This window comes from Streptomyces sp. R11 (assembly GCF_041051905.1).
In the GTDB taxonomy this organism is placed as follows: domain Bacteria; phylum Actinomycetota; class Actinomycetes; order Streptomycetales; family Streptomycetaceae; genus Streptomyces.
This window is the reverse complement of record NZ_CP163432.1, coordinates 1,763,582-1,786,546: the sequence shown is the minus strand read 5'-3', so window position 1 is coordinate 1,786,546 and position 22,965 is coordinate 1,763,582. Positions and strand designations below refer to the sequence as shown.

The 22,965-nt window shown below is 68.9% G+C and carries 20 protein-coding genes and 1 pseudogene; 17 read left to right on the top strand and 4 right to left on the bottom strand.

The window, feature by feature from the left end:
* The first annotated feature begins 128 nt into the window (after positions 1-128).
* Positions 129-1,733 (top strand): ABC transporter substrate-binding protein, encoded by a 1,605-nt coding sequence (locus tag AB5J55_RS08120; RefSeq protein ID WP_369269990.1) that lies wholly within the window; start codon positions 129-131, stop codon positions 1,731-1,733.
* A 99-nt stretch (positions 1,734-1,832) separates the two neighbouring features.
* Positions 1,833-3,413 (top strand): ABC transporter substrate-binding protein, encoded by a 1,581-nt coding sequence (locus tag AB5J55_RS08115; protein WP_369269989.1) that lies wholly within the window; start codon positions 1,833-1,835, stop codon positions 3,411-3,413.
* Between the two features lie 94 nt (positions 3,414-3,507).
* Here the strand turns inward: AB5J55_RS08115 and AB5J55_RS08110 are convergent, their stop codons facing one another.
* Both AB5J55_RS08110 and AB5J55_RS08105 read right to left on the bottom strand, forming a co-directional pair.
* Entirely contained in the window at positions 3,508-4,179 is a 672-nt protein-coding gene (locus tag AB5J55_RS08110) for a response regulator transcription factor (protein WP_030053339.1), read from the bottom strand.
* A gap of 15 nt (positions 4,180-4,194) precedes the next feature.
* Positions 4,195-5,208, bottom strand: a complete 1,014-nt coding sequence (locus tag AB5J55_RS08105; protein WP_369269988.1) for a RecB family exonuclease — start codon at positions 5,206-5,208, stop codon at positions 4,195-4,197.
* Between the two features lie 175 nt (positions 5,209-5,383).
* Here AB5J55_RS08105 and AB5J55_RS08100 point away from each other — a divergent pair, with 175 nt between their 5' ends.
* The 3 genes from AB5J55_RS08100 to AB5J55_RS08090 all read left to right on the top strand — a co-directional run bounded on the left by AB5J55_RS08100 (position 5,384) and on the right by AB5J55_RS08090 (position 8,773).
* Entirely contained in the window at positions 5,384-6,922 is a 1,539-nt protein-coding gene (locus AB5J55_RS08100) for a site-2 protease family protein (RefSeq protein WP_369269987.1), read from the top strand.
* A 74-nt stretch (positions 6,923-6,996) separates the two neighbouring features.
* Complete coding sequence (locus AB5J55_RS08095) at positions 6,997-7,899, top strand: tRNA (adenine-N1)-methyltransferase (protein WP_328882750.1); 903 nt, start codon at positions 6,997-6,999, stop codon at positions 7,897-7,899.
* 295 nt (positions 7,900-8,194) lie between these two features.
* Positions 8,195-8,773, top strand: a complete 579-nt coding sequence (locus AB5J55_RS08090) for a hypothetical protein (protein ID WP_369269986.1) — start codon at positions 8,195-8,197, stop codon at positions 8,771-8,773.
* Positions 8,774-8,831: 58 nt separating this feature from the next.
* Here the strand turns inward: AB5J55_RS08090 and AB5J55_RS08085 are convergent, their stop codons facing one another.
* On the bottom strand, positions 8,832-9,137 hold the full coding sequence (locus AB5J55_RS08085) for a ferredoxin (RefSeq protein WP_369269985.1): 306 nt from the start codon (positions 9,135-9,137) through the stop codon (positions 8,832-8,834).
* Positions 9,138-9,382: 245 nt separating this feature from the next.
* On the opposite strand from AB5J55_RS08085, the gene arc reads away from it, so the two are divergent.
* The 6 genes and pseudogenes from arc (at position 9,383) to prcA (ending at position 15,307) form a co-directional block, all read left to right on the top strand.
* Positions 9,383-11,149 (top strand): proteasome ATPase, encoded by a 1,767-nt coding sequence (arc, locus tag AB5J55_RS08080; protein ID WP_369269984.1) that lies wholly within the window; start codon positions 9,383-9,385, stop codon positions 11,147-11,149.
* A gap of 244 nt (positions 11,150-11,393) precedes the next feature.
* Positions 11,394-12,905: a depupylase/deamidase Dop gene (gene dop / locus AB5J55_RS08075; protein ID WP_369269983.1), complete on the top strand. Its 1,512-nt coding sequence runs from the start codon at positions 11,394-11,396 to the stop codon at positions 12,903-12,905.
* Between the two features lie 199 nt (positions 12,906-13,104).
* A complete protein-coding gene (locus AB5J55_RS08070) occupies positions 13,105-13,323 on the top strand; it encodes a ubiquitin-like protein Pup (protein ID WP_328428856.1) in 219 nt (72 codons plus the stop codon).
* A 167-nt stretch (positions 13,324-13,490) separates the two neighbouring features.
* Positions 13,491-13,674 (top strand): annotated as a pseudogene (locus AB5J55_RS08065) (endonuclease domain-containing protein); the annotation flags it as partial.
* Positions 13,626-14,471 (top strand): proteasome subunit beta, encoded by an 846-nt coding sequence (prcB, locus tag AB5J55_RS08060; protein ID WP_369269982.1) that lies wholly within the window; start codon positions 13,626-13,628, stop codon positions 14,469-14,471. The pseudogene AB5J55_RS08065 and the gene prcB, both read left to right, overlap by 49 nt.
* Positions 14,472-14,530: 59 nt before the next feature.
* Entirely contained in the window at positions 14,531-15,307 is a 777-nt protein-coding gene (gene prcA, locus AB5J55_RS08055) for a proteasome subunit alpha (protein ID WP_369269981.1), read from the top strand.
* 102 nt (positions 15,308-15,409) lie between these two features.
* Here the strand turns inward: prcA and AB5J55_RS08050 are convergent, their stop codons facing one another.
* Positions 15,410-16,426: a LacI family DNA-binding transcriptional regulator gene (locus AB5J55_RS08050; protein ID WP_369269980.1), complete on the bottom strand. Its 1,017-nt coding sequence runs from the start codon at positions 16,424-16,426 to the stop codon at positions 15,410-15,412.
* A 148-nt stretch (positions 16,427-16,574) separates the two neighbouring features.
* Between AB5J55_RS08050 and AB5J55_RS08045 the strand changes: the two genes are divergently transcribed.
* From AB5J55_RS08045 to AB5J55_RS08020, 6 genes are all read left to right on the top strand, one after another.
* Entirely contained in the window at positions 16,575-17,834 is a 1,260-nt protein-coding gene (locus AB5J55_RS08045; RefSeq protein ID WP_369269979.1) for an MFS transporter, read from the top strand.
* Between the two features lie 9 nt (positions 17,835-17,843).
* The gene (gene pafA / locus AB5J55_RS08040; RefSeq protein WP_028801611.1) at positions 17,844-19,205 is read left to right on the top strand and encodes a Pup--protein ligase; all 1,362 of its coding nucleotides are present in this window, start codon (positions 17,844-17,846) and stop codon (positions 19,203-19,205) included.
* 166 nt (positions 19,206-19,371) lie between these two features.
* Positions 19,372-20,352, top strand: a complete 981-nt coding sequence (locus AB5J55_RS08035) for an FKBP-type peptidyl-prolyl cis-trans isomerase (RefSeq protein ID WP_369269978.1) — start codon at positions 19,372-19,374, stop codon at positions 20,350-20,352.
* A 56-nt stretch (positions 20,353-20,408) separates the two neighbouring features.
* Positions 20,409-20,780: an FKBP-type peptidyl-prolyl cis-trans isomerase gene (locus AB5J55_RS08030; protein ID WP_351019895.1), complete on the top strand. Its 372-nt coding sequence runs from the start codon at positions 20,409-20,411 to the stop codon at positions 20,778-20,780.
* A gap of 168 nt (positions 20,781-20,948) precedes the next feature.
* Entirely contained in the window at positions 20,949-21,902 is a 954-nt protein-coding gene (locus tag AB5J55_RS08025; protein WP_328882758.1) for a WYL domain-containing protein, read from the top strand.
* A gap of 19 nt (positions 21,903-21,921) precedes the next feature.
* Complete coding sequence (locus AB5J55_RS08020; protein WP_369269977.1) at positions 21,922-22,938, top strand: helix-turn-helix transcriptional regulator; 1,017 nt, start codon at positions 21,922-21,924, stop codon at positions 22,936-22,938.
* Positions 22,939-22,965: the final 27 nt, after the last annotated feature.

The following is a 22,965-nucleotide window of genomic DNA, read 5'->3' as shown; positions in this document are numbered from 1 at the left end:
CCGGTCGCGGCGAACCCTCCTGCGGGCGCGGACTAATCTCGTTGCGAGAACATCGAACTTACCCCGTGATCCGCCGCGACACCCCTGCATGCCGGGTACACGGAGTCGACAGCTGGAGAAGCCCGAGCATGAACCGCAAGACTTTGGTGCTGCCGGCCGTCATCGGCCTGCTTGTGCCGGTTCTCGCCGCCTGTGGTGGAACCGACAGCGGCAGCGACAGCGGCGACGCGATCGTCGTCGGCACCACGGACGCGTTCACTGCCTCGAAGGACGCTCCCGCACCGCTCGATCCGGCCTACGCCTACGACGTCGGCACCTGGAACATCCTGCGCCAGACCGTGCAGACCCTGATGATCCAGCCGCGCGGCGAAGGGGAACCGGTGCCCGAGGCCGCCCAGACCTGCGGCTTCACCGACAGCGGCAACGAACGCTACGCGTGCACCCTGCGCAAGGACCTGAAGTTCGCGAACGGCGACCCCGTCACCGCGGACGACGTGAAGTACTCCATCGACCGCGCCCGCGCCCTCAAGGCCGACAGCGGCGTCTTCGCCCTGCTGTCCACCATCGACACCGTCGAGACCCAGGGCGACCGCGAGGTCATCTTCCACCTCAAGACCGCCGACGCCACCTTCCCGTTCAAGCTGTCCACCCCGGTCGCGGGCATCGTCGACCCGGACATCTACGCCAAGGACAAGCTGCGCGACGGCTTCGAGCTCGACGGCTCCGGCCCGTACACCCTCCAGGCCGAGGTCAAGAACGACGAGCTGGTCTCCGCCGTGTTCACCAAGAACCCCGACTACAAGGGGAGTCTGAAGGTGAACAACGAAAAGGTCGAACTGCGCAACTTCGCGGACGCCGACGAGATGGGCGCCGCCCTCGACAAGGGCGACATCGACCTGATGACCCGCACCATGTCGCCCGAGCAGATCCAGAAGCTGTCGGCCGACTCCGACGACGCCGTCGACCTCGTCGACATGTCCGGTCTGGAAATCCGCTACCTGGCCTTCAACACCAACGACGCGTCGGTGCGGACGAAGGCCGTCCGCCAGGCCATGGCACAGGTCATCGACCGCGGCGAACTCGTCTCCAAGGTCTACGGCTCCCAGGCCGAACCGCTGTACTCGCTGGTGCCCGCCAGCATCACGGGCCATTCCAACGCGTTCTTCAACAAGTACGGCGACCCGAGCACCGCCAAGGCCAAGTCCATGCTGGAGAAGGCCGGCGTCACCACCCCGGTGAAGCTCACGCTGCACTACACCACCGACCACTACGGCTCGGCCACGAAGAAGGAGTTCGAGCTGCTGAAGAAGCAGCTGAACGACAGCGGCCTGTTCGACGTCGACATCAAGGGCGCCCCCTGGGCGACGTTCCGACCCGCCGAGCAGAAGGGCGAGTACGAGGTCTACGGCATGGGCTGGTTCCCGGACTTCCCCGACGCCGACAACTACCTCGCGCCGTTCCTCGACAAGGACAACTTCCTCGGCTCGCCGTACGCCAACAGCACGATCCGCAACACCCTCATCCCGGAGTCCCGCCGCGTCGCCGACCGGCTGTCGGCGTCCGGCAGCCTGACGGACATTCAGGACATCGTCGCCGATGACGTGCCCGTGCTGCCGCTGTGGCAGGGCAAGCAGTTCGTCGCCGCCGGCGACGACGTCACGGGCACCGCGTACGTGCTCAACTCCTCCTCGACCCTTCAGCTGTGGGAGCTCGGCCGTGGCGTGAGCGGCTGACCTCACCCGTGCCCGGCGGCCACGACCAGGGCGCCGGCTCGGCCCGGGATCCAGGACGGGTGCCCGGGTACCTCACAACCGACGACAAGGCACTTGTAAGTGAACATGCGCAACCAGTGGCCGGTCCTGCCCGTCGTGGCAGGGCTGGCCTCCGGCCTGCTGACCGGCTGTGGAACCGAGACCGCGGGCACCGGGGGGACCGGTACCTCGGTGGTCATGGGAATGTCGGACGACGTCCTCGCCACCGACCCCGCCTCCGGCTACGACCCCGGCTCCTGGCTGTTGTTCAACAACGTCTTCCAGTCGCTGCTCAGCTTCCCCAAGGGCGCCACCGAACCGCAGCCCGAGGCCGCCGAGCAGTGCGCCTTCTCCGACACGCAGACGACGGTCTACAGGTGCACGCTCAAGGACGGCCTGAAGTTCAGCAACGGTGACGCGCTCACCTCGGAGGACGTCAAGTTCTCCTTCGACCGCATGCTGAAGATCAACGACCCCGACGGCCCCGCCGTCATGTTCCCCACGCTCGACAAGGTCGAGACGCCGAACGACAAGACGGTCGTCTTCCAGCTCAACACCCCCGACGCCACGTTCCCGAGCAAGATAGCCTCCGGCGCCGGCTCCATCGTCGACCAGGAGCAGTACGACGCGAGCGGCCTGCGCAAGGACGACCAGGCGGTCGGCTCCGGCCCGTACAAGCTCGACAAGTTCGGCGACGACGAGGCCGTCTTCTCCGTCAACGAGAACTACAAGGGCACGGCCGAGGTACAGAACGACGGCGTGACCCTGAAGTTCTTCCACGGCGACCAGGACGCCCTGAAGAAGGCCCTGAGCGCCAACGAAATCGACATCGCCTACCGCGGCCTCACCGCGGGTGGCATCGCCGACGTCGAGAAGTCCGGCGGCGACTCCGGTGTGGAGGTCGTCGAGGGCAGCAGCGCCGAGGTCCAGCACCTGGTCTTCAACATGGACGACCCGGTCGCCGGCAAGCTCGGCGTCCGCAAGGCCATGGCCTACCTCATCGACCGTGACGCCCTCATCAAGGACGTCTACCAGGGCACGGCCACGCCGCTGTACTCGATCATCCCGGCCGGTATCAGCGGCCACAACACGGCCTTCTTCGACACCTACGGCGCCCGCCCCTCCAAGGCGAAGGCCGCCGCGGCCCTGCAGGACGAGGGCATCGACGGCAAGGTCAAGCTCACCCTCTGGTCCACCCCGTCGCGCTACGGCCCGGCCACCGACCAGGAGTTGGAGACGATCGCGAAGCAGCTCAACGACAGCGGTCTGTTCGACGCCGACGTGCAGTCCGTCGCGTTCGACCAGTACGAGAAGGACATCGCCGACGGTAAGTACGGCGTGTACGTGAAGGGCTGGATCCCGGACTACCCGGACGCCGACAGCTTCACGGCCCCCTTCTTCGGCAAGGGCAACGTGCTGAGCAACAACTACAGCAACGACGCCATCACCGGCACGCTCATCCCGCGCACCGCCGCCGAGAGCGACCGCGCCGCGACGGACGACGAGTTCAACCAGCTCCAGGACATCGTGGCCCGGGAACTCCCCGTCCTTCCGGTCTGGCAGGCCAAGCAGTACGCGGTCGTCCGCGACAACGTCTACGGCCTGGAGTACTGCCTCGACGCCTCCACCGTGTTCCGCTTCTGGGAGCTGAGCAAGGGCTGAGGGTCGTCGTAAGCGACGTACCTGTTCACGCAGTGACTACGCGGAGGGCGCCCCTTCTCAGGAAGGGGCGCCCTCTTCGTCGTCGTACAGGCTCCTACTGGGCGCCGGGACGCACCAGCCCGCTCTCGTACGCGTACACCGCGGCCTGCACCCGGTCCCGCAGGCCCAGCTTGGTCAGGACGTGGCCCACATGCGTCTTGACGGTGGTCTCGCTGACGAAGAGGTCGGCGGCGATCTCGGCGTTGGACAGGCCCCGCGCCACCAGCTTCAGCACCTCCACCTCGCGCTCGGTCAGCGTGTGCAGGGTGTCCGGAACCGGCTCGTCGCCCGACGGCAGATGCGTGGCGTACTTGTCGAGCAGCCGGCGCGTGATGCTCGGCGCGAGCATCGCCTCGCCGCCGGCGACCACCCGGATCGCCTGCACCAGCTCGTTGGCCGGGGCGTCCTTCAGCAGGAAGCCGCTGGCTCCCGCCTTGAGCGCCTCCACCACGTACTCGTCGAGATCGAACGTGGTCAGCACCAGCACCTTCGCCGGGCCGTCCCGCCCGGGACCGGTGATCTGCCGCGTCGCCTCGACCCCGTCCATCCGAGGCATGCGGATGTCCATCAGAACCACGTCGGGCTGCAGGGCCCGCACCTGGTCGAGAGCTTGGAGGCCGTCACCGGCCTCGCCCACGACCGCGATGTCCTGCTCCGCCTCCAGAATCATCCGGAAGCCGGTACGCAGCAGGGGCTGGTCGTCGACCAGTAGGACGCGGATGGCCACGTGAGTCTCCTTCGCCTAGTCCGGCCCCATTCTGCCCTGCGCACCGCCGTCGGACTCGCCCGCCCTGACCGGCAGCGGATACGGCGGGGGAGTGCCGCCGAATTCCGGGCAGTGGGCCTGGTGGTCGCACCAGCCGCACAGCTTCGTCTGCCGGGGACGCCAGTCGCCCGTCTCGGTCGCCACCCGGATCGCCTCCCACAGCGCCAGCAGCTTGCGCTCGACCCGCTCCAGGTCGGCGAGGACCGGGTCGTACGTCAGCACGTCACCGCTGCCGAGATAGACGAGCTGGAGCCGGCGGGGGATCACCTTCTTCAGCCGCCACACGACCAGGGCGTAGAACTTCATCTGGAACAGCGCACCCTCGGCGTACTCGGGCCGGGGCGCCTTGCCCGTCTTGTAGTCGACGATCCGCACCTCGCCCGTCGGCGCCACGTCGACGCGGTCGATGATGCCGCGCAGCCGCAGCCCCGAGTCCAGCTCGGCCTCGATGAACAGCTCCCGCTCGGCGGGCTCCAGCCGGGTCGGATCCTCCAGACCGAACCACCGCTCCACGAGCCGCTCCGCCTCACCCAGCCAGGTCGCCAGCCGCTCGCCCTCGGGATCGTCCGCGAACAGCTCCACGACCTCCGGCCTGCTCTCCCGCAGCCGGTCCCACTGGCCCGGGATGAGGGACTTGGCGCGCGGCGCGGTCCGCTCGGCGGCCGGGGCGTCGAAGAGCCGCTCCAGCACCGCATGCACCAGCGTGCCCTTCGTCGCCGCCGCGCTCGGCTTCTCGGGCAGCCGGTCGATCACCCGGAACCGGTAGAGCAGCGGGCACTGCATGAAGTCACTGGCACGGGAAGGGGACAGCGAGGCCGGCGCTATCGCCGGGCGCACGGCCGTGCCGCCCGCTGTGGCCGCGCTCTCACCCGCGTCGGCCACCGTCGCCGTACTGTCCGCCCCCACCGGGTACTCGTCCGTCACCGGCTCTGCCACCGGCGCGGCGTCACTGCCGCAGCCCGCCGCGGCACCCTCCGTGCTCGTCTCCATGACCACAGACCTTACGGCCCACCACTGACAGTGACCCAGCCCCGGCCGTTACGGCCGGGGCGGACGGGGAAACAGAGGGGGTGCCGGGGCGAAACGCGGCGAGACGGCCGCATACCATCGACCCGAGACCCATCCGCCCGGCAGGCGCGGAAGACGCTTCGAACGAGGGGACACCGTGGACGAGAGCGGCGGGAGCGGGCAGCCGCGGTCCGGCACCGACGAGTCGACCGAGCGCCGAGCAGACCGTGAGGCCCCGGCCACCGAACCCACAAGTCCCGACCCGACCCCGTCCGACGAGCAGCCCAAGGACGACGCGAGCGGCACAGACGACAGCGGCGACACCACTCGCGGCCCCGCGGCACCGACCTCCTCCCAGTCCCGCGACGAGGCGCCCTCCGCCCCCGGCGACGCCACCGACCCGCACACCCCCGACCGTAGCGACGCCGACAGCCCGTTCACGCAGGCCTCCCACAGCGACCGGCACCCGCACCACGACACCCACCCCGACCGCCCCCTCGCCCACTCCGGCACCACCAAGGGCCGTCCGCCGCAGCGCCATAAGGACCCCCGCGGCGGGCTCCTCATGGGCCGGCCGTTCGGCGTGCCCGTCTACGTGGCCCCCAGCTGGTTCCTGGTCGCCGCGCTCATCACCTGGGTGTTCGGCGGACAGCTCGACCGTGTGCTGCCCGAACTCGGTGCCGCCCGCTACCTCGTCTCCCTCTTCTTCGCGGTCGCCTTCTACGCCTCGGTCCTCGTCCACGAGCTCGCCCACACCGTCGCCGCGCTGCGCTTCAAGCTGCCCGTGCGCCGTATCCAGCTCCAGTTCTTCGGCGGGGTCTCCGAGATCGAGAAGGAGGCCGAGACGCCGGGACGCGAGTTCGTGCTGGCCTTTGTCGGCCCGCTGCTCTCCCTCGTCCTCTCCGGCGTCTTCTACGGCGCCCTGCAGGCCGTCGAACCCGGCACCGTCCCCGGCGTCCTGCTGGCCGGCCTGATGATCTCCAACCTCATCGTCGCCGCCTTCAACCTGCTCCCCGGCCTGCCCCTCGACGGTGGCCGCATGCTCCGCGCGGTCGTCTGGAAGATCACCGGCAGGCCGATGACCGGCACCATCGCCGCCGCCTGGATCGGCCGCGCCCTCGCCGTCTCCGTCCTCGTCGGGCTCCCCTGGCTCACCCAGTCCGGCGCGCTCGGCTCCGACGCCGTCGACAACGTCGGCATGGACACCGTCATGGACGCCCTGCTGGCCGCCATCCTCGCCGCGATCATCTGGACCGGTGCCGGTAACAGCCTGCGCATGGCCCGCCTGCGCGAGCACCTCCCCGACCTGCGCGCCCGCACCCTCACCCGCCGCGCCGTCCCCGTCGAGACGGACACCCCCCTGTCCGAGGCCCTGCGCCGCGCCAACGACGCCGGCGCCCGCGCCCTGGTCGTCGTCGACGCCGACGGCAACCCCCTCTCCCTCGTCCGCGAGGCGGCCATCGTCGGCGTACCCGAACACCGCCGCCCCTGGGTCGCCGTCAGCGGACTCGCCCAGGACCTGACCGACGGCATGCGCGTCTCGGCCGAACTGGCCGGAGAGGAACTCCTCGACGCCCTCCGCGCCACCCCCGCCACCGAGTACCTGGTCGTCGAGGAGACCGGCGAGATCTACGGCGTGCTGTCGGCAGCGGATGTCGAGCGCGCTTTCGTGAAGGCGATGGCCCGCCCGAACTGAACACGGCTCTGCGAAGCGGTGCCCGCCGATTCCCGGTGGTCGGCGGCCCCCCGAAACGCCGGTAGGCTGTTCACATGTCCGAACCGACCGGTGCCGCCCGCAGGCGCGGGCCCTTCAAGGTCGGGGACCAGGTTCAGCTGACCGACCCCAAGGGCCGCCACTACACGTTCACGCTCGAGGCCGGGAAGAACTTCCACACCCACAAGGGTTCCTTCCCGCACGACGAACTGATCGGCGCTCCCGAGGGCAGCGTTGTCCGCACCACCGGGAACGTCGCCTACCTCGCGCTGCGCCCCCTGCTCCCCGACTACGTCCTGTCCATGCCCCGCGGCGCCGCCGTGGTCTACCCCAAGGACGCGGGGCAGATCCTCGCCTTCGCCGACATCTTCCCCGGCGCACGCGTCGTGGAGGCCGGCGTCGGCTCCGGCTCGCTCAGCAGCTTCCTGCTGCGCGCCATCGGCGACCAGGGCATGCTGCACTCCTACGAGCGCCGCGAGGACTTCGCCGAGATCGCGCAGGCGAACGTGGAGCGCTACTTCGGCGGCCCCCACCCCGCCTGGCAGCTCACCGTCGGCGACCTCCAGGACAACCTGTCCGACACCGACGTCGACCGTGTCATCCTCGACATGCTCGCCCCCTGGGAGTGCCTGGAGGCCGTCTCCAAGGCGCTCGTCCCCGGCGGCATCCTCTGCTGCTACGTCGCCACCACCACCCAGCTCGCCCGGACCGTCGAGTCCATCCGCGAGATCGGCTGCTTCAACGAGCCGACCTCCTGGGAGACGATGATCCGCAACTGGCACGTCGAGGGCCTGGCCGTCCGCCCCGACCACCGGATGATCGGCCACACCGGCTTCCTGCTCACCGCCCGCCGCCTCGCCGACGGAGTGGAGCCGCCCATGCGCCGCCGCCGCCCCGCCAAGGGCGCCTACGGCGAGGACTACGAAGGCCCCAACGCCGACGGAGGCAACCGCCGCTGAGGCGGCCCTGTGCCGCGATCAACGCAGAAGCGCTGTGGTCGAGTTCCCGGAACGCCGCCGGAACTCGACCACAGCGCCTTTCTGTTGACGCACAAGCCCACAAACCCACAAGCCAACAAATCCACGAGACGACAACCTGCTCGTCCGAACGCCGCACAACACCCGCACGCCCCCCACGCACCCCCAACCACCACACCGGCACCGGAACTCCACACCCCGCCGTTCCCCCGCACTGTGACGTGTGGCACCATGCTGGCCACCCCCACCGGCACAGCCCTCACAGGAGACGCTCCTAGTGCAGCAATCCGCCGTCCCGGAACTGGCACACACTCACACCCGCCCCATCCACTGGCTCGCCACCGCCACGGCGGTCGCCGGTGTCGTGGCCTTCTCCTCGGTTCTGCAGCCCAACTCGGCGACGGCGGCCCAGACAGCCGGCCCGGACGCGAAGAACGCCCCAGCGGCCGTCGCGCCCCCCGATCCCGCGAGCGTCGAGTTCCCCCTCGAATGCGGCCCGGTGAAGGCGGTCGTGGTCAAGAAGGCCAGCGGGGACCTGGACGGCGACGGCAGCCCCGAAACCGTGGCCGTCGTGCACTGCGACGCCCCCATGGGCACCCCGCCCGACGGCGTCTACGTCCTCACCCGCGGCACCGAGGCGGCCGCGCCCCGCATCGTCGCGACCCTCGTGAACCCGAAGGACAGCATCACCGTCAGTGACCTCGCCGTCCGTGACGGAGCCGTCGTCGCCGAGCTGCTCAGCTACTCGTCCGACGACGTGCCGCGCTGCTGCCCCGACGTGAAGGACAGCGCGAAGTGGCAGTGGAAGAACGGCTCGTTCGTCCGCTCGACACCCGCCGGTGCCCACAGCGTCTGACCCATGCCACCGGCACGTGTGAGAAATCAGACAGTCGTAACACCCCGTGCGCGCAAGGTCACTCGGCGTCCGGACCGAACACTTCGACCTTGTCCGAAACGCGACGCACGTGGATGCAGTCGCCCGGACATTCCTTCGCCGAGTCCACCACGTCCGTGAGAAGCGGCAGCGGCACGGGCGTTGTGGCCCCCTTGGCCTGCAACAGCTCGTCCTCCGAGCCCTTCACATAGGCCAGGCCGTCGATGTCCAGCTCGAACACCTCGGGCGCATACTGGGCACAGATGCCGTCACCGGTACAGAGATCCTGGTCGATCCAGACCTCCAGCGCCTGACCCTCGACCCCGGCCGCCTGTTCCACGCTCATCTCTCCTACCGTTTCGTCCGCCGAGCCGGACGGGAATCCGGCCAGCTCTGAAGGGTGTTGAACGCTTCGAGCCTACCTGCGGCGGCTTTCCAATCATGTTCGGTGGGTATTCCCCTGGCGTGAGGGAGAGCGCAAGGGTGAAGATCGGACACACCCCGACAGTCTTTGTGATCTAGGGGTTTCAATCGACACCCACCCAGGTAGGGTCTGGAAGCGTCCAGCTCCCCTTGGAGGAGGTGAGGACCGTGGCAGCCCACGACGACGACATGAACCGCGGCATCCGCCCGGGACGGGGGTCCGACGACCCGGCCGGGCAGATTGCCTACCTTGAGCAGGAGATCGCCGTCCTGCGACGCAAGCTCGCCGACTCTCCGCGGCACACGAGGATTCTCGAAGAGCGGATCGTCGAGCTGCAGACCAATCTGGCCGGCGTGTCCGCACAGAACGAGCGACTCGCCAACACGCTCCGTGAGGCCCGCGACCAGATCGTGGCCCTCAAGGAGGAAGTCGACCGGCTCGCACAGCCACCGGCCGGCTTCGGTGTCTTCCTGACGCAGAACGAGGACGGCACGGCCGACATCTTCACCGGCGGCCGCAAACTCCGCGTGAACGTCAGCCCGAGCGTCGAACTCGACGACCTCAGGCGCGGCCAGGAAGTAATGCTCAACGAAGCGCTCAACGTGGTCGAAGCCATGGAGTTCGAGCGCGTCGGGGACATCGTCACCCTCAAGGAGATCCTCGAGGACGGCGAGCGCGCCCTGGTGCTCGGGCACACCGACGAGGAACGGGTGGTACGGCTCGCCGAGCCGCTGCTGGACGTCACCATCCGTCCCGGCGACGCCCTGCTGCTCGAACCCCGCTCCGGCTATGTCTACGAGATCGTTCCCAAGAGCGAGGTCGAAGAGCTCGTCCTCGAAGAAGTACCGGACATCGGCTACGAACAGATCGGCGGTCTGGGCAACCAGATCGAAATGATCCGTGACGCGGTCGAGCTCCCCTACCTTTACCCGGACCTGTTCAAGGAGCACGAACTGCGGCCGCCGAAGGGCGTCCTCCTGTACGGGCCCCCCGGATGCGGCAAGACGCTCATCGCCAAGGCCGTCGCCAACTCGCTGGCCAAGAAGGTCGCCGAGGTCACCGGCCAGGCCCAGGGCAAGAGCTTCTTCCTCAACATCAAGGGTCCCGAGCTGCTCAACAAGTACGTCGGTGAGACCGAGCGGCAGATCCGCCTCGTCTTCCAGCGTGCACGCGAGAAGGCCAGCGAGGGCACCCCCGTCATCGTCTTCTTCGACGAGATGGAATCCCTCTTCCGCACCCGCGGCTCCGGTGTCAGCTCGGACGTGGAGAACACCATCGTCCCCCAGCTGCTCGCCGAGATCGACGGTGTCGAAGGACTGCAGAACGTGGTCGTGATCGGCGCCTCCAACCGCGAGGACATGATCGACCCCGCAATCCTGCGCCCCGGTCGCCTGGACGTGAAGATCAAGATCGAGCGTCCGGACGCCGAAGCCGCCAAGGACATCTTCGGCAAGTACCTCACCCAGCGCCTCCCGCTCCACCCCGAGGACGTCGGTGAGCACAGTGGCGACAAGGCCATGACGGTCCAGAGCATGATCCAGACGGCCGTCGAGCAGATGTACGCCGAATCCGAGGAGAACCGCTTCCTGGAAGTCACCTACGCCAACGGCGACAAGGAAGTCCTCTACTTCAAGGACTTCAATTCCGGTGCCATGATCGAGAACATCGTGGGCCGCGCCAAGAAGATGGCGATCAAGGACTTCCTGGAGCACAACCAGAAGGGTCTCCGCGTCTCCCACCTCCTCCAGGCCTGCGTGGACGAGTTCAAGGAGAACGAGGACCTGCCCAACACCACCAACCCCGACGACTGGGCCCGGATCTCCGGAAAGAAGGGCGAGCGGATCGTCTACATCCGCACCCTCATCACCGGAAAGCAGGGCGCAGACACCGGACGCTCCATCGACACGGTGGCAAACACCGGTCAGTACCTGTAAAAGACAGGGCGGCTGCGGGTGCCCCCACCGGGTACCCGCAGCCGACTGTTTTTCCGGCCACCGCCGGAACAAAGGCGAGCAACGCAATGACGCAAATGATCTCCCCACCAGCGCAAAGGCGTTCTAGGCTCTTCGGTACCGCCGAGTCGCGCAGTGCGGGGACGGGCACCGCACACGCATCGGAGCGCCAGCGGTACTTGAGCGGCGCCCCCGACCGAGGGCGCCGCCGGGCAAGGAGGGCCGCATGACCGTACGGCGAGTAATGGGCATCGAGACGGAGTACGGGATCTCCGTCCCCGGCCACCCCAACGCCAATGCCATGCTCACCTCATCCCAGATCGTCAATGCCTACGCGGCGGCGATGCACCGGGCCCGCCGGGCCCGCTGGGACTTCGAGGAGGAGAACCCGCTGCGGGACGCGCGAGGCTTCGACCTCGCCCGCGAGGCCGCCGACTCCAGCCAGCTCACCGACGAGGACATCGGCCTCGCCAACGTCATCCTCACCAACGGGGCGCGGCTCTACGTCGACCACGCACACCCCGAATACAGCGCCCCGGAGGTCACCAACCCCCGCGACGCCGTCCTCTGGGACAAGGCCGGCGAGCGGATCATGGCCGAGGCCGCCGAGCGGGCCGCCCAGCTGCCCGGCGCCCAGCCCATCCACCTCTACAAGAACAACACCGACAACAAGGGTGCCTCCTACGGCACGCACGAGAACTACCTGATGAAGCGGGAAACCCCCTTCTCCGACATCGTGCGCCACCTGACGCCCTTCTTCGTCTCCCGCCAGGTCTTCGCCGGCGCCGGCCGCGTCGGCATCGGCCAGGACGGCCATGAACACGGCTTCCAGCTCAGCCAGCGAGCCGACTACTTCGAGGTCGAGGTGGGCCTCGAGACGACCCTCAAGCGCCCGATCATCAACACGCGCGACGAGCCGCACGCGGACGCGGAGAAATACCGCCGACTGCACGTGATCATCGGCGACGCGAACCTGTCGGAGATCTCGACGTACCTGAAGCTGGGCACCACGGCCCTGGTCCTGTCGATGATCGAGGACAGCTTCATCGCCGTCGACCTGGCCGTGGACCAGCCCGTGCGCACACTGCATCAGGTGTCGCACGACCCGTCCCTGAAGCGCCTGATCACGCTCCGTAGCGGGCGCACTCTGACCGCGGTACAGCTCCAGATGGAGTACTACGAGCTCTCCCGCAAATACGTCGAGGAACGCTTCGGCGCCGACGCGGACGAGCAGACCAAGGACGTCCTGACCCGCTGGGAGGACACCCTCAACCGCCTGGAGCGGGACCCGATGAGCCTGGCCGGCGAGCTGGACTGGGTCGCCAAGCGAGAGCTCATGGAGGGCTACCGGCGCCGCGACGACCTCGACTGGGACGCCGCGCGGCTCCACCTCGTCGACCTCCAGTACGCCGACGTACGCCCCGAGAAAGGCCTCTACAACCGCCTCGCGGCCCGCGGCCGCATGAAGCGCCTGCTGGACGAGAACGAGGTCGAGAGGGCCCGTACGAAGCCGCCGGAGGACACGCGCGCGTACTTCCGCGGGCGCTGCCTGGAGCAGTACGCCGACGATGTCGCCGCGGCCTCCTGGGACTCGGTGATCTTCGACCTGCCCGGCCGGGACTCCCTCCAGCGGGTCCCAACCCTCGAACCGCTTCGCGGAACGCGAAATCACGTCAAGGAGCTCCTGGACCGCTGTCGCACGGCGGAAGACCTGGTCAGGGTCCTCTCGGGCGGCTGAGGGGTACTCGGGCGGTGTCAGCCGGACGTCGGCCGAGCAGGGTGGAAAACCCGGCGTCCGGGAATCATCGAGATGGCCCCCGTACGTTGGAGAAACTGCGGGGCCGATGTCAGACCCGGCTTGTAGGGTCTGATCATCACCGATCGGCAGGAAAGCCGACCTGTCGACCATGTCGGGCGAACTGAGCGGGGTGAGGGATATGGCAACCAAGGACACCGGCGGCGGACAGCAGAAGGCCACGCGTTCCACCGAGGAAGTCGAGGAGCAGACCGCGGAGACGCAGGCCTCCGAGGACCTCAAGGAGCGGCAGGAGAAGCTGAGCGACGACGTCGACTCGGTCCTGGACGAGATTGACGATGTCCTCGAGGAGAATGCGGAGGACTTCGTGCGGTCCTTCGTTCAAAAGGGCGGGCAGTAGACCGCGCCTTCCTTCGATCCGAAGGTAGACGGGGTGGAGCGGTGGTCGGCGAGTCGGAGATGAAGCGCTGCGTGCGGTGCGGCGGGTCCAAGCCGCGCGCAGCCTTCGGGTGACCAGCCGGTTGCCGCTCGGACGAGCTCCGCGCGATCTGTTTCAAGGGGCTTCCCGTTCATGTGGATCACCGCCACAAGACGGGTAGGGTCCGTGGCGTACTGTGCTTCAACTGCTATTCCGGCCTCGGCCTGTTGAGGGAACGATCCCGAAGCGATGAACCGAGCTGCCGATTACCTGGAAGGAATCGCGTGGAAGCCAACACTCGTAGCACCGGGCGTCTACCAGCTGCCTTCCTGACGCCTGGGTCGTCCTCCTTCATGGACTTTCTCTCCGAGCACCAGCCCGAGATGCTGCCCGGTAACCGCCAACTGCCGCCCACACAGGGCGTTATCGAGGCGCCGCACGGCACGACCATCGTGGCCGTGACGTTCCCGGGGGGCGTCGTGCTGGCGGGTGACCGGCGGGCGACCATGGGGAATGTGATCGCCCAGCGCGACATCGAGAAGGTGTTCCCGGCCGACGAGTACTCGGCCGTCGGTATCGCCGGCACCGCCGGCCTGGCCGTGGAGATGGTGAAGCTGTTCCAGCTGGAGCTGGAGCACTTCGAGAAGGTCGAGGGTGCGCAGCTTTCGCTGGAGGGCAAAGCGAACCGGCTGTCGACCATGATTCGGTCCAACCTGGGCATGGCCATGCAGGGGCTGGCTGTCGTACCGCTCTTCGCGGGGTACGACGTCGACCGGGAGAGGGGGCGGATCTTCTCCTACGACGTGACCGGTGGTCGTTCCGAGGAGCATGGGTACGCCGCCACCGGCTCCGGTTCGATCTTCGCGCGTGGCGCCATGAAGAAGCTCTTCCGTGATGACCTGAACGAGGCCGAGGCCACGACGCTCGTGGTGCAGGCCCTGTACGACGCGGCTGACGACGACTCGGCGACCGGTGGTCCCGATGTCGCCCGCCGGATCTACCCGATCGTCACCGTGATCACCGAGGACGGTTTCCGTCGACTGGGCGATGACGAGTCCTCCGAGATCGCCCGTTCCATCCTGGCGCGGCGCTTGGAGCAGCCCGACGGCCCGCGGGCCGCGCTGCTGTAGCGGCGGTTCGGTCTTAGCAAGGTGATCCTGTGACTTCGACAGAAAGGGACGGATAACCGGTGTCGACGCCGTTCTATGTCTCACCCCAGCAGGCCATGGCCGACCGGGCGGAGTACGCCCGCAAGGGCATCGCGCGTGGTCGCAGCCTGGTCGTGCTGCAGTACGCCGACGGCATCGTGTTCGTCGGCGAGAACCCGTCCCGTGCGCTGCACAAGTTCAGCGAGATCTATGACCGGATCGGTTTCGCGGCCGCCGGCAAGTACAACGAGTACGAGAACCTGCGGATCGGCGGGGTGCGCTACGCCGATCTGCGTGGTTACACCTATGACCGTGATGACGTGACCGCGCGTGGTCTGGCCAACGTCTACGCCCAGACGCTGGGCACGATCTTCTCTTCCGCGGCGGAGAAGCCGTACGAGGTGGAGCTGGTCGTCGCCGAGGTCGGTGAGACGCCTGAGGGTGACCAGATCTACCGGCTGCCGCACGACGGCTCGATCGTGGACGAGCACGGCTCGGTCGCGGTCGGCGGCAATGCCGAGTTGATCAGTAATTACCTCGATCAGCGTCATCAGGACGGCGTGAGTCTTGCCGAGGCGCTGAAGCTGGCCGTCCAGGCTTTGTCACGTGAGTCGAACGGCACGCAGCGGGAGATTCCCGCGGAGCGGCTCGAGGTGGCGGTGCTGGACCGTACGCGTCCGCAGTCGCGCAAGTTCAAGCGCATCGTGGGCCGTCAGCTGGCCCGGCTGCTGGCGGCCGAGGGTGCGGCCACCGAGGCCGAGAGCGCCGACAACGGGGAGGACTCCGACTCGGAGGACTCCGGCAGTTCCGAGGAGTAGCCCGACCGTCCGACCCCACCGAGGAGCAGTCCCGACCTCTTCTTCGCCCGTACTGTGCCCCGGCCGCCCGCTCGGCCGGGGCACAGGCGTTCCCGTGGGCCTTCAGGGGGCGCTGGGCGGCGCTGTGGAGCCCCTTACGACCAGCTCGACCGGAATGTCGCCCTCCTCGGGCTCACGGCCTTCCAGGACCGCCAGGAGGGCCTGCATGCCGCGTTCCCCGAAGAGCTCGGCGTCCAGGCGGACGGTGGTCAGCTCGGGGTCGATGGCCGTGGCGAGGGCGAGGTCGTCGAGGCCGGTCACGGAGATGTCGTCCGGGATGCGCAGGCCGAGGCGGCGTACGGCTTTGTAGGCGCCGGCGGCGAGTTTGTCGTCGTCGCAGACGATGGCCGTGGGGCGGGGGCCCTTGGCCGAGAGGGCAGTCTCGGCGGCGGTGCGGGCGCCCTCGATGGAGATGGGCGCGCGGACGGTGAGCAGTGAGGTGCCGGGCTCCTCGCCGATGCGTGCGGCGAGCTCACTCGCCCGTACGTCGAAGGTCCAGGAGGGCACGTCCGCTGCTAGGTGCAGGAAGCGCCGGTGGCCGAGGCGCAGCAGGTGATCGGCGACCTGACGGACGCCGTCCGTGATGTCGAGGTTCACCGTTGCCGCCCCGAGGCTGCCGTCCGGGTCGCTGTCCAGCATGACCAGGGGGAGCTGGTCGCCACGGATGGCAGTGAGGGCGTCGGCGGCCATGGAGGAGGCGATGACGCCGTCGAGGGCGGCCTGGGCGGAGGCGAAGGGGTCGCGGGCGGGGCCGATGCCTTCGGGGGAGGGGTAGAGCACGACGCCGAAGCCGTGGTGGGCGGCGATGCGGGCGGCGCCGGTGTAGACGCCGGCGAAGAACTCGGTGGTGAGGGCGGGGACGACGAGGAGGACGGTGCGGGTGTGGCCGAGCCGTAGGTTGCGGGCGGCGAGGTTGGGCCGGTAGCCGAGTTCGCGGGCGGCCTCGCGGACGCGTTCGGCGGTGGCCTCGGAGACCCGGCCGCGCCATTTCTCGCCGAGGACGAGGGAGACCGCGGCCTGTGAGACGCCCGCCGCCTGGGCGACGTCCCGGCTGGTGGGGCGGGTGCTGCCGTGTGCCACCGTCCGCCTGCTCTCTTGTTCCTGGTCGTTCGCCTCCGGGCGCTGAAGCCCTGCGGCTCACTCCGCTGTCTGGACTCGTGAACAGCGCACATGGTACGTATGACGAAGGACGTTATACGTAAAACTTACCGGAGGGGCGGCGCTGCCGATGACCGGCGCATACCTGGAGGTCCTCAGGGCGAGGCATGCCGCCCGGCTGCTCGTCGGCACGCTCATAGGCCGGCTGCCGAACGCCGTGGCCGCGCTCGCCATCGTGCTGTTCGTGCGCGCGGAGGGCGGCTCGTACAGCATGGCCGGTGGCCTGGCGGCCGTGTACGGGGTTGCCAATGCCGTGGGACAGCCGCTGCTGGGGCGGCTGGTGGACCTGCACGGACAGCCGCGGGTGCAGCTGCCCGCCGCTGTCGCGTCGGCGCTCGCGATGGGCGTGTTCGCCTTCGTGGGCCTCGGCTCGCTACCGCTCGCGTATGCGGCCGTGGCCGCCTCCGGACTGTTCACGCCGCCCCTGGAGGGCGGTCTGCGGGCGCTGTGGTCCTCCGTCCTCCACAAGGAGGGACAGGTGCACACCGCGTATGCGATGGACGCGGTGGCGCAGGAAGTCATGTTCACCATCGGTCCGTTGCTGCTCACCCTGTGCGCCTCGCTGTGGTCGGCGCAGGCGGCGCTGCTGATCCTGAACGTGATCGGGGTGCTGGGCGCCCTGTCGGTGGTCGTGTCGCAGCCCTCGCGTACATGGCGGTCGGCGCCGCGTGAGGCGCACTGGCTGGGCGCGCTGCGCTCGGCCGGGCTGCTGGCGCTCCTCGCCGCCTTCCTGTTCGTCGGCGTGGCGATGGGGTCCATCGCGGTCGCGGCCGTGTCGTACGCGGACGACCACGGCGGTGACGTCGTGTACGGCTGGCTGATGGCGGGCCTGGGGCTGGGCGCGCTCATCGGCGGCATGGTGTACGGGGCGCGGCAGTGGGGCGGTGAGCCCGCGCGGCGACTGCGCTGGCTGGTGGCGCTTCTGGCGGTGTGTTACCTGCCGCTGACGCTGATGCCCGGTGTGGTCGCTATGACGCTGCTGGCCGTGCTCGCGGGGGTGTTCCTCGCGCCGTGCATCGCCTGTGCGTTCGTGCTCGTGGACCGGCATGCCCCGCGCGGGACGGTCACTGAGGCGTTCTCCTGGCTTGTGACGACGTTCACCGTGGGCGCGTCGGTCGGAACGGGCCTGGCGGGACCGGTCGTCGAGGCGGGCGGGGCGCTGTGGGGGTTCGCCGTGCCGGGGGCCGCGGGAGCCGTGTCGTTGCTGGTCCTGTTGGCCACGGGGCGGGTCCTCGCAGCTCCTGCCAGGGGTGCGGTCGTTGCGGCTTCATCGGAAAATGATCCAAACCGTGCTGTCGAACCCCGTTTCAGCTCAGGGGATCGGGCGTAATGTTCAGTCATGGACCGCCGCATTTTCGGGCTGGAGAACGAGTACGGCGTCACGTGCACGTTCAGGGGACAGCGCCGCCTGTCGCCTGACGAGGTGGCGCGGTACCTCTTCCGCCGTGTCGTGTCATGGGGCCGAAGCAGCAATGTCTTTCTGCGAAACGGCGCCCGCCTCTATCTCGACGTGGGATCGCATCCGGAATACGCGACACCCGAATGTGACAACGTGACCGAACTGGTCACCCACGACAAAGCAGGCGAGCGCATTCTCGAAGGACTCCTGGTGGACGCGGAACGACGCCTGCACGAGGAGGGAATCGCGGGCGACGTCTACCTCTTCAAGAACAACACCGACTCGGCGGGTAACTCCTATGGCTGCCACGAGAACTATCTCGTCGCACGGCATGGGGAGTTCTCCCGGCTCGCGGACATTCTGATCCCGTTCCTGGTCACAAGGCAGCTTCTGTGCGGTGCCGGCAAGGTGCTGCAGACCCCGCGGGGCGCGGTGTACTGCGTCAGTCAGCGGGCCGAGCACATCTGGGAGGGCGTCTCCTCGGCGACGACCCGCTCCCGGCCCATCATCAACACCCGCGACGAGCCGCACGCGGACGCCGAGCGCTACCGGCGCCTGCATGTCATCGTGGGCGACTCGAACATGTCCGAGACGACCATGCTGCTCAAGGTCGGCGCGACCGACCTGGTGCTGCGCATGATCGAGGCGGGCACGGTGATGCGCGACCTGACCCTGGAGAACCCGATCCGGGCGATCCGCGAGGTCAGCCACGACATCACCGGGCGGCGCAAGGTGCGCCTGGCCAGTGGCCGGGAGGCATCGGCGCTGGAGGTGCAGCGCGAGTACTACGAGAAGGCCGTGGACTTCTGCGAGCGCCGCGGCATCCGTACAGGGACGGTCGAGCAGGTCCTGGAGCTGTGGGGCCGCACGCTGGACGCGATCGAGGCCGAGGACCTCGACCGGATCGGTACCGAGATCGACTGGGTCATGAAGTACAAGCTCATCGAGCGGTACCGGGCCAAGCACAACATGACCATGTCGCATCCGCGGGTCGCGCAGATAGACCTCGCCTACCACGACATCCACCGCCGTCGTGGGCTGTACTACCTGCTGGAGAAGAAGGGTCAAGCAGCCCGTATCTGCAACGACTTGAAGATCTTCGAGGGCAAGTCCGTGCCGCCTCAGACCACGCGGGCCCGGCTGCGCGGCGACTTCATCCGCAGGGCCCAGGAACAGCGCCGTGACTTCACGGTCGACTGGGTCCACCTCAAGCTCAACGACCAGGCGCAGCGCACGGTGTTGTGCAAGGACCCGTTCCGTTCGGTGGACGACCGGGTGGAGAAACTGATCGCCGGTATGTGAGCGGGCCGCGGCCGCCCCGGCTGCGCCCGTACAGAACGCCCGGTGCCCGGAGGTATCACCACCTCCGGGCACCGGGCGTCGGCGTGTCGGGCGACGACCGGTGCCGAGCGCATGTTCGTCGTAGAGTGGCGGCCATTGCCCGCCACCCCCGAGCCCAGTGGGACTGATGAACTACAACACGAAACGCCGTGTCGCGGCGCTGCTGGCCGTTCCCGCCCTGCTGTTCACCGCCGCGTGCGGATCGGACAGCGACAGCGACGGGGGCGAGTCGGCAGGGGTTGCCCAGGTCGACGGCAAGGTCGGGGAGAAGCCCAAGATCTCCGTGCCGAAGGATGGCGACCCGTCCGGGAAGACCGTGGTCGAGACGGTCTCGGAGGGTAGCGGAACCGCGGCCAAGGCGTCCGATTTCGTCCGCCTGGACTGGACCGTCGAGAAGTGGGGCGAGGACCAGGAACTGGGGGGCACCTGGGCGGCCGCGTCGACCGGTGAGAGCACGCCGCGCAGGCAGTCCGTCGAACAGATCGGCAAGCCGAGCCAGCAGCTGCCCGCGAAGGTCCTCGACGCGGTCAAGGGGAAGAAGCCGGGCAGCCGGGTCCTTGTGCAGGGCACCGCGGGTGATCTGATCGGCGAATCGCTGAACCCGTCCTCCGGTATCAACCAGAAGGACGTACTGATCTGGGTGGTCGACGTGGCCGGTGCCGGCACCGTCGACGCCAAGGGCGAGGCCAAGGGCGAGCAGGCGGCCACCGAGGCCGGCCTGCCGGAGGTGAAGGCCACGTCGCAGAAGGCGGCGACCATCACCATCCCCAAGAACACCAAGGCCCCCAAGGACCTCAAGGAGCAGGTGCTGATCAAGGGCGACGGCAAGAAGGTCGAGGCCGGCCAGGGGCTCGTGGCGCAGTACACCGGGGTCAAATGGGAGGACGGCAAGAAGTTCGACTCCTCGTGGGACCACGGCGGCGCGACCGCCTTCCAGATCGGCACCGGCTCCGTCGTGCCAGGCTGGGACAAGGGCCTCGTCGGAAAGAACGTGGGCGACCGGGTGCTGCTGGTGATCCCGCCCGCCCTCGCCTACGGCTCCAACCCCAACAGCGAGCTGTCCAAGAACACACTGGTCTTCGTGGTGGATATCCTCGACGTCGTCTGACCGAGGTGTCCGTGGGGTCGTTTCGCGACCCAGGTCACGCAACAAGGAGTGATGAAGTGAGCATCGACAAGCCCGAGATCGACTTCCCGGGCGGCGAGCCCCCGGCGGACCTCGAGATCAAGGACATCTGGGAGGGCGACGGCCCCGTCGCGCAGGCGGGTCAGACCGTCACCGTGCACTACGTGGGTGTCGCCTTCAGCACGGGCGAGGAGTTCGACGCCAGCTGGAACCGCGGTACGCCGTTCCGCTTCCCGCTGGGTGGCGGCCGCGTCATCAAGGGCTGGGACCAGGGCGTGCAGGGCATGAAGGTCGGCGGCCGTCGCCAGCTGACCATCCCGGCCCACCTCGCCTACGGCAATCAGAGCCCGACCCCGGCGATCCAGCCCGGCGAGACCCTGATCTTCGTCGTCGACCTGCTCGGCGTCTGATCGTCGCGTCCGGTCGGCGTCCGGCTCGTCGCGTCTGATCGGCGCACGACCGGACCCGACTACCTGGGGCCCATGCCTGTCCGGGCATGGGCCCTCGGCTTTTGCCGGGCCGCCGCGGGGCGGTACGGTCATCGGTCGTAAGCACCATAGGGAAGGCGAAGGGCGTCGATGGCCATTGCCAAGGCCGAGCGGCTCATGAATTTGGCGCTGTGTCTGCTCGGGACGCGGCGGCCGCTGAGCAAGCGCGAGCTGCGTGAGTCCATCGAGGCCTACCTCGAAGCCGGCTCCGACGACTCCTTCAACCGGATGTTCGAGCGCGACAAGGATGATCTGCGCGAGCTCGGCCTGGTCATCGAGACCGTGGAGAACCTCGACGGCGAGGTCGGCTATCTCGCCCGCCGGGACAGCAACCGGCTGCCTCCCATCACCCTCGACGCCGAGGAGGCCGCCGCCCTGGGCCTGGCCGCCAAGGTGTGGCAGCAGGTCCGCCTCGCGGGCGCGGCCAGCGGCGCACTGCAGAAGCTGCGCGCGGCAGGGCTGCCGGAGGACGTCGATCCGTACGAGGCGCACGGCGCCCTGGAGCCCCGTATTCCGGTGCACGAGGCCGCGTTCGAGCCCCTGATGTTGGCGTGCCGCGACCGGCGCCCGGTCGTCTTCGACTACCGCAAGGCCACCGCCGCCCGCCCCGAGCCCCGGCACGTCGAGCCGTGGGCGCTGGAGTGCTGGCGCGGCCACTGGTATCTCGCGGGCTGGGACCGCGACCGGGGCGCCGAGCGGGTCTTCCGGCTGTCCCGCATCACGGGCAAGGTGCGCTCGCGCGGCTCGCGGTTCACCGCACCGGTCCCCGACGTCGTCACCGTCCGGGAGACGGTCATGAGCTGGGCGGGGGAGACCGCCGATCGCTCCGCGCGGATCCGGCTGCGCACGGACGCCGGTTACCCCCTTCGGGCGAAGGCCACCTCGGTCAGGGAACTCGGGGACGGCTGGGACGAGTTGGAGATTCCGTACGGCCACGGGCTGGATGCCTGGCTGGTGGAGTTCGGACCGGACGTGGTGGTCCTGGAGCCCGCGGAGCTGCGGGCCGACGTGGTGGACCGGCTGCGTGCCGTGGCCAAGGGCTGAGGGGGAGCGGAGCGACACAGTGGCAGGCAAACCGGTCAGGCCCGTCAACGCCATCGACCAGACCAGGCGGATGCTCTCCCTGGTGACCTATCTCAGAGAGCGGCCCGGCGCCCGCGTAGAGGACGTCGCGCGTGCCTTCGGCATCTCCGAGGACGAGCTGGTCTCGGACCTCGACGTGCTGCCCATGTGCGGCACCAGCTTCCGCGGCGGTGACCTGCTCGACATCGACACCGACGGCGAGCGCATCTGGTGGCACAACCCCGACGACGTCGCCGAGCCGCTGCGGCTCGCCGCCGACGAGGCGACCGCGCTGCTGGTGGCGGCCCGCGCGGTGTCCACGCTGCCCGGACTGCGCGAGAGCGACCGGCAGGCGCTCCTGCGGGCGACCGCCAAGGTGGAGGCAGCGGCCGGGGAGGCGGCCGGCGCCAGCTCCCGGCTGTCGGTGACCTTCGAGTCCGAGGGCGGCGTCTTCGCCGACGTCGACCGAGCCATCTCCGAGCGGCGCCGCCTGTGGATCCGCTACTACTCACCGGCCCGCGACGAGGTCACCGAGCGCGAGATCGACCCGATCCGCCTGGTCAGCGTCGGCCACACCTACGTCGAGGCCTGGTGCCGCCGCTCCGAGGCGCGCCGCACCTTCCGTCTCGACCGGGTCGCCGAGATCAGGATCCTGGACGAGCCGTCCGCGCCGCCCGAGGTCGAGCTGCGGGACCTGTCCGAGGGGCTCGTGCAGCCTGCCGCGGAGGACCCGGAGGTCGTGGTCGAGGTCGGCCCGGGCGGGCGCTGGGTCGCCGAGTACTACCCGCACGACAGCGCCGATGAGCTTGCCGACGGCGGGCTGCGTATCACTCTGCGCACCCCCGACCCCACGTCGCTGCGGCGCCTCGCACTGCGGCTCGGGCGCGACGGCCGGATCGTCTCACCGGCGGCGCTGGCCGACAGCGCCCGGCAGGCGGCCCGCGAGGCGCTGGCGGCGTACGACGGGGTCGAGGTGCAGGGCGAGCACGGGGCGCACCGGGCTCACGACGGACAGTAGGACAGCGCCCCCGAAGGCGAGCGACCA

Bases quoted from the DNA above. Each gene is read 5' to 3' on its own strand.
- AB5J55_RS08120 (WP_369269990.1), top strand. From the start codon at position 129: ATGAACCGCAAGACTTTGGTGCTGCCGGCCGTCATCGGCCTGCTTGTG.
- AB5J55_RS08105 (WP_369269988.1), bottom strand. From the start codon at position 5,208: ATGGAGACGAGCACGGAGGGTGCCGCGGCGGGCTGCGGCAGTGACGCC.
- AB5J55_RS08095 (WP_328882750.1), top strand. From the start codon at position 6,997: ATGTCCGAACCGACCGGTGCCGCCCGCAGGCGCGGGCCCTTCAAGGTC.
- AB5J55_RS08085 (WP_369269985.1), bottom strand. From the start codon at position 9,137: ATGAGCGTGGAACAGGCGGCCGGGGTCGAGGGTCAGGCGCTGGAGGTC.
- dop (WP_369269983.1), top strand. From the start codon at position 11,394: ATGACCGTACGGCGAGTAATGGGCATCGAGACGGAGTACGGGATCTCC.
- AB5J55_RS08070 (WP_328428856.1), top strand. From the start codon at position 13,105: ATGGCAACCAAGGACACCGGCGGCGGACAGCAGAAGGCCACGCGTTCC.
- AB5J55_RS08045 (WP_369269979.1), top strand. From the start codon at position 16,575: ATGACCGGCGCATACCTGGAGGTCCTCAGGGCGAGGCATGCCGCCCGG.
- pafA (WP_028801611.1), top strand. From the start codon at position 17,844: ATGGACCGCCGCATTTTCGGGCTGGAGAACGAGTACGGCGTCACGTGC.
- AB5J55_RS08035 (WP_369269978.1), top strand. From the start codon at position 19,372: ATGAACTACAACACGAAACGCCGTGTCGCGGCGCTGCTGGCCGTTCCC.
- AB5J55_RS08025 (WP_328882758.1), top strand. From the start codon at position 20,949: ATGGCCATTGCCAAGGCCGAGCGGCTCATGAATTTGGCGCTGTGTCTG.